At 58.7% G+C, this 12,352-nt stretch carries 14 protein-coding genes and 2 tRNA genes; 10 read left to right on the forward strand and 6 right to left on the reverse strand.

Annotated elements, in window-relative coordinates; all coding sequences use genetic code 11:
- Nucleotides 1-129 precede the first annotated feature (129 nt).
- Nucleotides 130-579 (reverse strand): hypothetical protein, encoded by a 450-nt coding sequence (locus tag ACQZ6D_RS04530; RefSeq protein ID WP_003513030.1) that lies wholly within the window; start codon nt 577-579, stop codon nt 130-132.
- A 323-nt stretch (nt 580-902) separates the two neighbouring features.
- Here ACQZ6D_RS04530 and ACQZ6D_RS04535 point away from each other — a divergent pair, with 323 nt between their 5' ends.
- The gene (locus ACQZ6D_RS04535) at nt 903-1,229 is read left to right on the forward strand and encodes a BA14K family protein (protein ID WP_448729625.1); all 327 of its coding nucleotides are present in this window, start codon (nt 903-905) and stop codon (nt 1,227-1,229) included.
- 119 nt (nt 1,230-1,348) lie between these two features.
- A complete protein-coding gene (locus ACQZ6D_RS04540) occupies nt 1,349-1,543 on the forward strand; it encodes a hypothetical protein (RefSeq protein WP_013636443.1) in 195 nt (64 codons plus the stop codon).
- A gap of 69 nt (nt 1,544-1,612) precedes the next feature.
- Here ACQZ6D_RS04540 and ACQZ6D_RS04545 read toward each other — a convergent pair.
- Nucleotides 1,613-1,686: transfer RNA gene (locus ACQZ6D_RS04545), tRNA-Gly, on the reverse strand.
- A 26-nt stretch (nt 1,687-1,712) separates the two neighbouring features.
- Nucleotides 1,713-1,797: transfer RNA gene (locus tag ACQZ6D_RS04550), tRNA-Tyr, on the reverse strand.
- A 209-nt stretch (nt 1,798-2,006) separates the two neighbouring features.
- Between ACQZ6D_RS04550 and rlmB the strand changes: the two genes are divergently transcribed.
- From rlmB to ACQZ6D_RS04575, 5 genes are all read left to right on the forward strand, one after another.
- Nucleotides 2,007-2,894 (forward strand): 23S rRNA (guanosine(2251)-2'-O)-methyltransferase RlmB, encoded by an 888-nt coding sequence (gene rlmB, locus ACQZ6D_RS04555; protein ID WP_003513033.1) that lies wholly within the window; start codon nt 2,007-2,009, stop codon nt 2,892-2,894.
- A 76-nt stretch (nt 2,895-2,970) separates the two neighbouring features.
- The gene (locus ACQZ6D_RS04560; protein WP_003513034.1) at nt 2,971-3,363 is read left to right on the forward strand and encodes an acyl-CoA thioesterase; all 393 of its coding nucleotides are present in this window, start codon (nt 2,971-2,973) and stop codon (nt 3,361-3,363) included.
- 6 nt (nt 3,364-3,369) lie between these two features.
- Entirely contained in the window at nt 3,370-3,963 is a 594-nt protein-coding gene (locus ACQZ6D_RS04565) for a hypothetical protein (RefSeq protein WP_448729626.1), read from the forward strand.
- A 99-nt stretch (nt 3,964-4,062) separates the two neighbouring features.
- Entirely contained in the window at nt 4,063-4,479 is a 417-nt protein-coding gene (locus ACQZ6D_RS04570) for a DUF2946 family protein (protein ID WP_448729627.1), read from the forward strand.
- A 48-nt stretch (nt 4,480-4,527) separates the two neighbouring features.
- Complete coding sequence (locus tag ACQZ6D_RS04575; RefSeq protein ID WP_065702387.1) at nt 4,528-5,892, forward strand: PepSY-associated TM helix domain-containing protein; 1,365 nt, start codon at nt 4,528-4,530, stop codon at nt 5,890-5,892.
- A 176-nt stretch (nt 5,893-6,068) separates the two neighbouring features.
- Here ACQZ6D_RS04575 and ACQZ6D_RS04580 read toward each other — a convergent pair whose 3' ends face one another.
- Together ACQZ6D_RS04580 and ACQZ6D_RS04585 are read right to left on the reverse strand one after the other, a co-directional pair.
- Nucleotides 6,069-6,545 carry a nuclear transport factor 2 family protein gene (locus ACQZ6D_RS04580; protein ID WP_065659230.1) on the reverse strand — a complete coding sequence of 159 codons (477 nt, stop codon included), beginning with the start codon at nt 6,543-6,545 and terminating at the stop codon, nt 6,069-6,071.
- A gap of 12 nt (nt 6,546-6,557) precedes the next feature.
- Nucleotides 6,558-7,169, reverse strand: a complete 612-nt coding sequence (locus ACQZ6D_RS04585; protein ID WP_065702386.1) for an NAD(P)-dependent oxidoreductase — start codon at nt 7,167-7,169, stop codon at nt 6,558-6,560.
- 154 nt (nt 7,170-7,323) lie between these two features.
- Between ACQZ6D_RS04585 and ACQZ6D_RS04590 the strand changes: the two genes are divergently transcribed.
- Nucleotides 7,324-7,707, forward strand: a complete 384-nt coding sequence (locus tag ACQZ6D_RS04590; RefSeq protein WP_003513040.1) for a winged helix-turn-helix transcriptional regulator — start codon at nt 7,324-7,326, stop codon at nt 7,705-7,707.
- Nucleotides 7,708-7,768: 61 nt separating this feature from the next.
- Here the strand turns inward: ACQZ6D_RS04590 and ACQZ6D_RS04595 are convergent, their stop codons facing one another.
- Nucleotides 7,769-8,122 (reverse strand): DMT family protein, encoded by a 354-nt coding sequence (locus ACQZ6D_RS04595; RefSeq protein WP_003513041.1) that lies wholly within the window; start codon nt 8,120-8,122, stop codon nt 7,769-7,771.
- Between the two features lie 241 nt (nt 8,123-8,363).
- Between ACQZ6D_RS04595 and uvrB the strand changes: the two genes are divergently transcribed.
- Both uvrB and ACQZ6D_RS04605 read left to right on the forward strand, forming a co-directional pair.
- Nucleotides 8,364-11,345, forward strand: coding sequence for an excinuclease ABC subunit UvrB (gene uvrB, locus ACQZ6D_RS04600; protein WP_065661532.1), 2,982 nt, complete (start codon nt 8,364-8,366; stop codon nt 11,343-11,345).
- Between the two features lie 31 nt (nt 11,346-11,376).
- Nucleotides 11,377-12,345 (forward strand): alpha/beta hydrolase, encoded by a 969-nt coding sequence (locus ACQZ6D_RS04605; RefSeq protein WP_065660775.1) that lies wholly within the window; start codon nt 11,377-11,379, stop codon nt 12,343-12,345.
- Nucleotides 12,346-12,352: the final 7 nt, after the last annotated feature.

Genomic DNA, 12,352 nt, shown 5'->3' on the forward strand with positions numbered 1-12,352 from the left:
ATGTCGTTCTGGACGTGGCTCAGACACGCTCCGGTCAACCGAATCGACAAATTAAGTCCTTCGGTATGATGTCTGATGACGCGTCATTGCTGGGGCAACGGCGATCAGCCGCCGCCCCAAAAAAGCGAGTCAGCTCTTCAAAGCCGTATTGCACAGGCTCCAGTAACCGCCACCCTTCTGAATCCACTTGAGATCGCCGAGCGTGCCGTCATCCTTGTTCTTACGATAAGAATCGACGCAGGTCTTCAGGCGGGCCTTGCCAGGAGTCTCGCTTGAATATTTCTTATCGACAGCACTCGGAAATACGACGCTCTTCGGAGCCTTTATCGTCGCCTTTTCGGGTTCTTTGTCGGTGGTAGCCGCAACTTGCTTGTCGTCGGCCGCGCTTTCGGCAGCAGCGTCGCTACCGCAGAACTTGGCGCGATAGTCGTTCCACTTGACGTCCTTCGCGGACCCGTCGGCTTTCGCCGCCTGGTATTTCACGCTGCACTCTTTCATGGTGAGCGCCGCTGCGGGGGAGACGAACGCCGCCGATGCGAGCAGCGCTAAGGATGAGAGAATTACAACCCTGTTGATCATCGAAGACTCCCGTGTGCATGATTGCCGGCAGACTATCCGACCGGACTTTCCGCTTGTCAACGAGCAGTGCAACAAGCACTGAAAGTCGAATTGGCGGGGAGCAAAATGTGCTCATCGGGCGTGGCGTTTTCGCGGTGAGGACGGCATCACACAGTGACCATGGATATCCACAATCAGCCCGCCGCCGGGGGCATCTCCGCCTTGCCACGCGAACGAGGCAAGCACCGCACAACGAATCACGTATTCGTGTGACGTCAACCCTGCATCGGAACGAAATTCCTTAATTTTCGTTAGCATCTCGAACGAATAACGAGGATTTATCGATGTTGAGGATGCCGAAGACTATCTCCGCGCTCGCTCTTGGCGTCGCAATATCTACCGCTTCTACCTTGCCCGCCAGTGCGCTGAGCCTCATACAGCCGGCCTACGAACAACAGGAACAGGCGCAGAGTTCCGACGGTCGCGGCTATCCCGCATCCGCCTTTGCCGCGGGCAAGGGTGAAGAGGCGTCATCCAACGGTTACGCCCTCTCACAGTCGGAAATAAACCACGTAAAATGGTGTGCAGCGCGTTACGCATCATACCATCCAACCGACAACAGCTATATGGCAGCCGCCGGCATCCGGACGCAGTGTCGTTCTCCGGAATGATTCAGCCGTGCCGCAGCGCACCGCGTCCCAGCCAATAAGATAAAATTTACTTTAAATTCTATTGACCTGAACCTTTATCCGGGTTGGCCGTTTGAAGCGCGTGCCAGCGAGGAAACGCGATGATGTGGAATCTTGAAAAACTTGAGCAAGAGCGACTTGATCTGATCGAGGTCATTACTGCCCTGCGCCACACTGAACGCCTGTCGACGGCGGATCGCACCTCGATCTTTGAGAAAATTACGGCGCATATGGTGAGGTTAAGCGAGCTCGACGCAGAGAAAATGCGGATTCAGTCGGCCTTGGAGGCGAGCTGAAAACAGCCAACGCTGATTGGAGGCTGCACATCGGCGCGAGGCAAAATTATCGATCTTTTTGAGAAATTTTGGAGCGGGTAGCGGGAATCGAACCCGCGTATTCAGCTTGGAAGGCTGCTGCTCTACCATTGAGCTATACCCGCGGTGGTGATTTTGATCCTGCGCAGAATGGTGGAGGGAGTTGGATTTGAACCAACGTAGGCGTAGCCAACGGATTTACAGTCCGTCCCCTTTAACCACTCGGGCATCCCTCCAGCTATCTGCTAGGATCGAGCAACCAAGCTCTTCAGATTTCTCTCCGGCGAAGCGCCGTTGCGTCGTCTGTGGCGCGTATATGACGGCCTCGTTCGCTTCTGTCAACACGCCGTTTCACGAATTTTCGGGAAAAAATTCAAACCTCTTTGCAGGCCTGTGGATTATCGCGGGGGCTGGTGTGCGTCGCGTCCCGGAGATATAAGGCGCCATGAGCAAAGACGATCCAAACGACAAATCCACCCGCGACACGCACTACGCCACCCTGCGCCGTGCCGTGCGCGATGCCAAACGCGAGAGGGGCGAAATTCCGACCCCGCAGCAGCCGAAGCGCCGGAATCGTGGCGCGGAAGACTGGAAGCCGCCGCAGCTTGCGCCGGATCAGGTCCATCTTTACGGCCTGCATACCGTGCGTGCGGCGCTTTCCAATCCCGAACGGCAACTCATCAAGCTGTCGGTTACCCTGAATGCCTTTGCGCGTCTGGATATCGGCGAAGCGGATGCGCAGCCCTTCCCGGTAGAGATTGTCTCGCCGCAGGATATCGACAAGGTGCTTGGCCCCGAGGCGATCCATCAAGGCGTGATGCTGGAAACTAGGCCGCTTCCGGTCAAGAAACTCGACGCGCTGAAGAAAAGCCCGTTGATCCTCGTGCTCGATCAGGTTACCGACCCGCACAATGTCGGCGCCATCATGCGCTCGGCGGTCGCCTTCAACGCCGGCGCCGTCATCACCACCATTCGCCATAGCCCGACGGAGTCAGGCGTGCTTGCGAAGTCTGCGTCCGGCGCACTGGAACTCATTCCCTATATCCAGATCACCAACCTTGCCGATACATTGGGCGAGCTGCACAAGCTTGGCTTCTTCTCGGTCGGTCTGGATTCGGAAGGCCCCGCCCCCATCGAGCAAACCTTCACCGGCGCAAAGATCGCCCTGGTGCTGGGAGCCGAAGGCAAGGGGCTACGCCAGAAGACCCGCGAAACCGTTTCGGCGCTCGCCCGTCTCGATATGCCGGGCGAGATCAAATCGCTCAACGTATCGAATGCGGCAGCCATCGCCCTTTATGCAACGCAGCAATTTCTGGGCAAAGCGTCGTCCTGACGCTTACCCTTCCTTGCGAAATCACAAAGCGCAACGCATGCTGCGCCTTTGACATTCGCAAGGAGCAAATCTCGACATGACCGACCTGCCCATCAAACCGACCGGCGAGCTGACACTGCGGACGCTCGCAATGCCGGCCGACGCCAATCCGGCCGGTGATATTTTCGGCGGCTGGGTCATGTCCCAGATGGACTTGGCCAGCGGCATCCGCGCCGCGGAGCGGTCTCGCTGTCGCGTGGTCACTGCGGCGGTCAAGGAAATGGCTTTCGAGTTGCCGGTGAAGATCGGCGACACGCTGTCCATCTACACCGATATCGCCCGGCTCGGCCGCACCTCCATCACGCTGACGGTCGAGGCCTGGGCGCAGCGCTCCCGTTACGACAAGCTGGAAAAAGTCACTGCCGGAACCTTCATCATGGTGGCGATGGACGAAAACGGGCAGCCGACGCCCATCCCTCCGACGGAGTAGGGTGCGATGGAGGCCGCCGTCAACGTCGCGGAAGCCTATGCGCATATCCGCGCCGTCATGGGCATGGTGGTCGGCCTCAGCCTCGCCCGCTTGCTGACCGGCCTTGCCGGTTTCGTGCAGCATCCCAAGAAGGAGCGCATCTATCCCCTGCATATCGGCTGGGTGGCGTTCCTGTTTCTGATGCTCGTGCATTTCTGGTGGTGGGAACACCGGCTTTCCGCCACCAGCCACGTCCTCGGCTTCGGCGCGTTCCTGTTCCTCATCCTGTTCTGCTCGCTGTTCTATTTCCTGTGCGTGTTGCTGTTCCCCTCAGACATGAAGGAATACAAGGGATACGAGGACTATTTCTTTTCCCGTAAAAGCTGGTTCTTTGCGTTTCTAGCCGCACTTTTCGTCACGGATATCGGCGATACGCTGCTGAAGGGACAGGACTACCTCTCCTCGCTGGGCGCTGAATATCTCATCCGCACCGCTATTTACGTCGTTCTGTTCACACTGGCGGCTTTCATCGGCAACCGACGCTTTCACAGGTTTCTCGTCATTTTCGCCCTGATTTATCAGGCAGTCTGGATATTCCGGACCTACGACCTGCTGGCCTGAACATTCCCATCCCGAGGTCGGGTGATAATTGAAAACAGGCCTCGTCTTTCGCCATCGTGTCGCGGTGACACGGCCCGATAAATATGGCATTTCGCTGCAATGGGATCCATTCGCAGGATAATGCAGGACAGAAGTTCGGCTGGCGCCATCGCCACGCTGGCGGTCCTGCTTTTTCTCCTGCAAGGGCTCGTGAATGGCCTGACCAGCGGCAATATGGCCTCAGCCGCGCTGGCGACCGGTGAGATCATCTGTTCCAGCCACATGCCCGAAGGCGGTTCGGGCAAACCGAACCCGGCCTCCAACCCTGCGGGCAAGCTCGCCGACAATTGCTGCGGCACGCTCTGCCGTCTGGCCTCCGTTACCATCGCCGCTCTTCCCGTTACTCCCGTGGAGCGTGCGGACGGGATCGTCCGGGCCGTCGAAGTCGACTTTCTCGACCGCGACACGGCATTGCCGCCGCCACCACCCAATCTGGAATCGCGCCCACGCGCACCGCCTCCCTCTCTGCAAATGTGAAGAGCGATCCGGCCCTGCCGGAAAATCAACTTTTCTGCGGAGACATCCATGTCCGTTACGACCTCTTTCGAGGGCGAGCGCGCGCCTGCGCAATCCTCGTCCGTCAACCTGTACCGCGCCGTATGGCGCTGGCACTTCTACGCTGGCCTTTTTGTACTGCCCTTTCTGATATCGCTGGCCGTCACCGGTGCGCTCTATCTGTTCCGGGACGAATTCGACAATTTCATTCATTCGGACCTGAAGCGCATCGAAGTGGCGCAGAACGTGCCGAAAGCACCCCCCTCCGATATTCTCGCCGCAGCCGTTGCGGCCGTTCCCGGCACTGCTGTGAAATACACCACGCCAGGCGATCCGGGTGCCTCGACGGAAATTACCGTCAGTACGGCCGAAGGGAAACGCGCCGTCTACGTCAACACCTATACCGGGCAGGTTGCCGGTTCGCTGCCGGATCGTGGCACCATCATGTGGACGATCCGCTACATCCACAGCCTGAAATATTTCGGCGCCTATACCCGCTATCTGATCGAGATCGCCGCCGGCTGGTCCATCCTGCTCGTCGCCACCGGCATCTATCTGTGGTGGCCTAGGAAGCAGAGCGGCGGTGTCTTGACCGTGCGCGGCACGCCGAAAAAACGCGTTTTCTGGCGCGATACCCATGCCGTCACCGGCATTTTCGTCGGCTTTTTCATCGTATTTCTAGCAGTCACCGGAATGCCCTGGTCGGGCGTGTGGGGCGCCAAGGTCAACGAATGGGCAAATGGCAGCAATTTCGGATATCCGGCAGGCGTGCGGACCGATGTTCCAATGTCCGGCGAACATCTCGATCACATGGCCAAGACCAGCTGGTCACTGGAGCAGGCGAAAATCCCGGAATCCTCCGCATCCGCCACCGGGCAACCAATCGGAATAGATGCGGCCATCGCGCGTTTCGACGGGCTCGGTCTTGCCCCTGGTTATACCGTCGTGCTGCCGACCAAATCGACAGGCGTCTATAGCGGCTCCGTCTATCCCGACGACCTTTCAAAGCAGCGCGTCGTCCATCTCGATCAATATAGCGGCAAACCGCTGATCGACATGAGCTATTCCGACTACGGTCCGCTTGGAAAGGCGCTGGAATGGGGGATCAACGTGCATATGGGCCAACAATTCGGCCTCGCCAACCAGATCGTGTTGCTGGCAGCCTGTGTCGGCATCGTCCTGCTTGCCGTCTCCGCCGGCATCATGTGGTGGAAACGACGCCCCAGAGGTTCACTCGGCGTGCCACCATTGCCGCAGGATAAACGCGTCTTGCGCGGCCTGCTGGCGCTGCTCGCCATCGGTGGCATCCTGTTCCCGCTGGTCGGCGCAAGCCTGCTGGTGATGCTTGTTCTGGATCTGATCGTGCAGTCCCGCGAAAAGCAACGCGCTGCCTGACAAAAAACACGGCCGGGAGATATCCCCCGGCCGTGCCCTTCTGAATTCCGGGCGGTTGGCAGAAGCTTGGCCTTAGAGCACGTCCTGTTTAAACAGAATCGTTTGACGTGCTCTAACTGTTTGTTTCTACGAATTTTCCGGACGTAAAACCGCTACGCACTTTTACTGGAAATGCTCTAGAACATCGTATTATTGTTTGCAGCCTTTTCCGGAACCGGCTGGATCACGTCCCAATGTTCGGTAATCTTGCCGTCGGTGACCCTGAAAATATCGACGATGGCGGCTCCGCGAGCACCCTCTTTATCCGTGGAATGGATGTGCAGATAAACCAGATCTCCATCCGTGGCGCTGCGCACGATCCGGGATTTCGCCTGCGGGTTTTCCTTGAAGAAGCCGGTGAAATAGTCGACGAATGGCTTCTTGCCATCAGGCACCATCGGATTGTGCTGCTTGTAGCTGTCAACGATGACGGCAGCGCCCTTCGCCACCTCGTGCTTGTTGAAGACGGTGTCGTAAAAATCGATCACCAGCTTGCGGTTGGCTTCTTCCTGAACCAGATCGCGCTTGGCGGTTTCCGCCAGAACGGGCGCGGCCATCAGCGCGGGCGCGAGGGCAAGAGCAGCGATGGCAAGACGACGTGTCATGAAATTCATGGATGAGACCTCTCAGTAACCGACGGTGAAACGCTGGCGGGAATGCTGCGGCTTTTCGATTTCATCGACAAGCGCGATGGCGTAGTCTTCAAAGGAAATGCGGCTGCCAGCTTCGTTGCTCAAAAGGCTGTCCTTGCCGATACGGAATTTGCCCGTTCTTTCCCCCGGCACGAATTCGGCCGATGGCGACAGGAAGGTCCAGTCGAGCTGCCTTTCCCCTTTCAGACGGTCCAGAAACTCCGCTCCCTTGGTCGCCTCGGCCTTGTAGGCGGCCGGGAAGTCCGGCAGGTCAACCACGCGCTGGCCCGGCGCAATTTCAAGGCTGCCGGCGCCACCCACGACGAGATAACGGGAAACGCCCGAGGCACGGACGGCCTCGATCAGCGTCACCGGATCGCTCGCAGTGAAGTGCACGGCGCTGATCACGGCATCGTGACCCTTAAGCAGTTCCGAAAGCCCTGCCTGATCGAAGACATCGCCCTTTTTTGCCACTACGTTCGGCAGGCTGGCGATCTTTTCAGGGTTGCGGGCGATCGCCGTCACCTGGTGCCCCCGGTCGGAAAGTTCCTTCAGAATACGGGATCCGGCATTGCCGGAGGCTCCGATGAGCGCGATTTTAGCCATGGCTTTTTCCTTTATAGGCATCGTTATAGGTCTAGATAATAGACCGCCAGGGGAAGCTATGGTATCGCAGCCCCGGCTGCAAGAAGTCAGCCGACGCTGATCAGGTCACGCGGCGATGACCTGAAAGGGTACGAAAATGGAAAGAGCAGGGAAAATGCCGGATACGCAAACCAAGGAAATCTTCGCCTTCGACCAGCCCTGCCCCATCCGCGACGTGCTGGATCGCATCGGTGATCAATGGAGCCTGCTGGTTCTGGAAGCGCTTCAGGGCGGGGTGCTGCGTTTCAACGAACTGAACCGCAAGATCGACGATATTTCCAAGCAGATGTTGTCACGCACGCTGAAACGGCTTGAGGAAGACGGTTTCATTCGCCGCACGCTCTATGCGCAGGTGCCGCCGCGCGTGGAATACGAACTGACCAATCTCGGCCGTTCGTTTCTGGTGCCGATGCAATTGCTGGTGCAGTGGGCGGACGAGAACCACGTCCGCATTTGTACGGCGCGGTTGGACTATGCCAATGGTGGAACGGGATCGTAACACCGTTCCTCGTGCCGTGGCGAAACCTGTCCGCCACGGCAATAGAAAGGCCCTGTGGCGATCAGGAGCGGAAGATGAAGGAAGCGCCGAAAGCGATGAGCGCAAAACCGATCACGTGGTTGATCGTGATGCTTTCCTTCAGCCAGAAGACCGAGAACAGCGCAAAGACCGCAAGCGTGATAACTTCCTGAATGGTCTTGAGCTGCGCGGTCGAATAGACCTCCGATCCCATGCGGTTCGCGGGGACTGCGAGCATGTATTCGAAGAAAGCGATGCCCCAGCTTGCGACAATCGCAAGGAATAGTGCGCTGCCCTTATGCTTGAGATGCCCATACCAGGCGAAAGTCATGAAAACATTGGAGACGATGAGCATCAGGACAGGCCAGATGTGGGCAGGGCTGATCGAGAACGGCATGATTGTTCCTGAATGAAGAAGGGAGGGATGTCACGAAAGGCAGTTTGAAAACGCAACCGTAATTTTTGTCTTTGCTTTAACTTACCGCCGTATGAAACGGAACCGGTTTCTATCAAAGCGTATTCGGCCGCTATGCAACGTATCCGGCCAAATTTTGTTCCCCGCGCTTCGTTTCCTTTTTGTACTCATTTTTTCTTGGCCTCCCCTTCCCTTTGCGCGTGACTCCCTCCATATTTCGCGCATGGCCAGATCACCCAAAAATTCCAAACCCTCGAATTCCGGCTTCGAGGAAGCTCCGCAATCGTCGTTCGAAGGCGCGCCGCTCAGCGGCAGCGTTGCCGATTGGGTAAAGCAGCTCGAGGCGGAAGCCGAAGCCGGCTCGGTGGAGACCCAGCGCGAAGTCGCCTCGAAAGCTGGCAAGCACCGCAAGAAGATCGAGATCGAAGCGCGCAAGGAAGCGGAAAAAGCGGCCAACAAAACGGCTAAAAACACCACGGCTTCCAAGACAGCGCGCGGCGTTTCCATCGGCGCGTCGAGCGATCCAAAAACCCGCGCCGCCGCCGGTCTCAATCCCGTGGCTGGCATGGACGTTTCCCTGGAGGAGGCGGCCAATCTTGCACCGGGTGCCGTCACCGCCACCGTTGAGGCACTATCGGCGCTTATCGAGAGCGGCAATCCGCTGTTCAAGGACGGCAAGATGTGGACGCCGCACCGGCCGGCGCGTCCGCCGAAATCCGAAGGCGGCGTTACAATCCGCATGGACTCGGAGTATCAACCGGCAGGCGACCAGCCGACGGCGATTGCCGATCTCGTGGAAGGCATCAATTCCGGCGAGCGCAGCCAAGTCCTGCTCGGCGTCACCGGCTCCGGCAAAACCTTCACCATGGCCAAGGTGATCGAGGCAACCCAGCGCCCGGCCGTCATCCTTGCGCCCAACAAGACGCTGGCCGCGCAGCTCTATTCCGAGTTCAAGAACTTCTTCCCCGACAATGCGGTAGAGTACTTCGTCTCTTATTACGATTATTATCAGCCGGAAGCCTATGTGCCGCGCTCCGACACCTTCATCGAGAAGGAATCCTCGATCAACGAACAGATCGACCGGATGCGCCACTCCGCCACCCGCTCGCTGCTGGAACGCGACGACTGCATCATCGTCGCTTCGGTTTCCTGCATCTATGGTATCGGCTCGGTGGAAACCTATACCGCCATGACCTTCCAGATGCAGGTGGGCGACCGGCTGGACCAGCGCCAGCTTCTGGCCGACCTTGTGGCCCAGCAATACAAGCGCCGCGACATGGATTTCCAGCGCGGCTCCTTCCGCGTGCGCGGCGATACCATCGAAATCTTCCCTGCCCACCTTGAGGATGCCGCCTGGCGCATCTCGATGTTCGGCGACGAAATCGATTCCATTACCGAATTCGACCCGCTGACCGGCCAGAAAACCGGCGATCTGCAATCCGTCAAGATCTACGCCAATTCGCACTATGTCACCCCGCGCCCGACGCTGAACGGCGCGATCAAGTCGATCAAGGAAGAGCTGAGGGTCCGCCTCGCCGAGCTGGAAAAGGCGGGACGTCTGCTGGAAGCCCAGCGGCTGGAACAGCGCACGCGTTACGACATCGAAATGCTGGAGGCGACCGGCTCCTGCGCCGGTATCGAAAACTATTCGCGTTATCTAACCGGCCGCAATCCCGGTGAGCCGCCGCCGACGCTGTTTGAATATATCCCTGATAATGCGCTGCTTTTTATTGACGAAAGCCACGTCTCGGTTAGCCAGATCGGTGGCATGTATCGCGGCGACTTCAGGCGCAAGGCGACGCTGGCCGAATATGGCTTCCGCCTTCCCTCCTGCATGGATAACCGCCCGTTGCGCTTTGAGGAATGGGATGCGATGCGGCCGCTGACGGTCGCGGTTTCGGCCACCCCCGGCTCGTGGGAAATGGAACAGGCCGGCGGCGTCTTCGCCGAACAGGTCATCCGCCCGACAGGACTCATCGATCCACCGGTCGAGGTGCGCTCCGCCCGCAGCCAGGTGGACGATGTCCTCGGCGAAATTCGCGAGACCGCCGCTAAGGGTTACCGCACGCTCTGCACCGTGCTGACCAAGCGCATGGCTGAAGACCTGACCGAATATTTGCACGAACAGGGCGTTCGCGTGCGTTACATGCACTCGGATATCGACACGCTGGAACGCATCGAGATCATCCGCGACCTGCGCCTTGGTGCCTTCGACGTGCTTGTCGGTATCAACCTTCTGCGCGAAGGCCTCGATATTCCAGAATGCGGGTTCGTCGCGATCCTCGATGCCGACAAGGAAGGCTTCCTGCGTTCGGAAACTTCGCTGATCCAGACCATCGGCCGCGCCGCCCGTAACGTCGACGGCAAGGTCATCCTATATGCCGACAACATCACCGGCTCGATGAAGCGGGCGATGGAGGAAACCTCCCGCCGCCGCGAAAAGCAGATGGCCTATAACGCCGAACACGGCATCACGCCGGAATCGGTCAAGGCGAAGATCTCCGATATTCTTGATTCAGTTTATGAGCGTGATCACGTAAGGGCCGATATTTCAGGCGTTTCCGGCAAAGGCTTCGCCGATGGCGGCCATCTGGTCGGCAACAATCTGCAGTCCCATCTCAACGCGCTGGAAAAATCCATGCGCGATGCCGCAGCCGATCTGGACTTCGAAAAAGCCGCCCGCCTGCGAGACGAAATCAAGCGCCTCAAGGCCACCGAACTCGCCGTCATGGACGACCCTATGGCGAAGGAAGAGGCGAAATCGCTTGAGGGTGGCGGCAGAAGCAAGAAAAAAGAAACGAGCGCCCGCAACGGGTCGATCTCCCCTCTTGCGGAAGATATATCCGGCGGGACAGAGGACGGTGCCGCTTCCGCAAACGAAAGTGGAAAATCTCTCTTCGCCAAACCTTCGCTGGACGAAATGGGTCCCGGCTCGGACACGGGCAAGCCGCTGTTCCGCAGGAACACGCTGGACGAGATGACCGTTGGCCGCACCGAGAAGCCGGTGCGTGGCGAAGTTCCCGGCAAACCCGAGACGGAAACCGGCAAACGTTTCTCACCGCTCATGGAAGGCCAGCCTGAGCGAACCAAGGACGATCCCCGCCCCCTCGTGCGCGGCAAGATCGGAGCGGGTTCCTATGAGGATGCCGGCGAACAGAAGCGCAAAAGCCGGACGAAGGGGAAGACCGGCCGTCCCGGTCGCTGACGCGCAACGGCGCAATCTGGATAGACACCGCATGCATCGAAAAAATCTGGCGGCCTTATGCCTCGTCTTTTTCTCAAGCCCAGTCCTTGCCGGGCAGATTGAGGACGCCACCTTCCACAGCGCCGCACTGAACGCACCGCTGCCCGTCAACATCTACCGACCGGATGGCACGCCGCCGGAAAACGGCTGGCCGGTGCTTTATCTCCTGCACGGCCATGATGGTGACCAGAACAGCTGGCGGGATCTCGGCAATATCGAAAAGACGCTGGACACGCTGATTGCGGCTGGCGCCATCCGCCCGCTGGTTGTCGTCATGCCAGGCGTTAAAAACAGTTGGTATGTGGATTCGGCCGCTGTCGGTGGTCCCGGCGATTACGAGACGGCCCTGACGGGCGATCTGCGCCATCAAGTGGAAAAAACGCTGCCGGTGCGAAAAGATCGCGAAGGGCGTGCCATCGCCGGGCTGTCCATGGGCGGTTTCGGCGCATTGCATCTGGCTTATGGCCACGAAGACCTCTATGGCGCAGTCGCCAGCCTGTCCGGCGCGATCTGGCAGAACGTGCCCGCCTCCGATCTCGACAAAACGCCCGCGGAACTCAAGCTCATTCAGGACAGCGCCTTCTTCCACCGCGTCGACCGCACTACCGTCACCAGCGGCATCGTGCTGCCCTCCACCGGCGATCACTTCTCCGGCGCCTTCGGCACGCCCTTCGATGCCAGACTTTTCAATGAGAAGAACGTCTTCACCCTTGTTGCACAGCACGTCGCCGAAAGCCAAGAATTGCCCGCCACCTATCTGACAGTTGGCGACGACGACGGCTTCTTCCTTTGGCGCGGCGCGATCGCCCTGCACGAAACGCTTCAGGCCGACAATCGTAAATCCGAATTGCGGATCACCGATGGCGATCACGTCTGGTCAGTGTGGAAAGTGTCAATTATCGACGCGCTGAAGTTCATCGATGGGGAATGGGACAAGGCAACGGACGTTGGGAAAGATTGACTGCCTA

It is taken from the genome of Agrobacterium sp. 22-3639C2, from assembly GCF_053522105.1.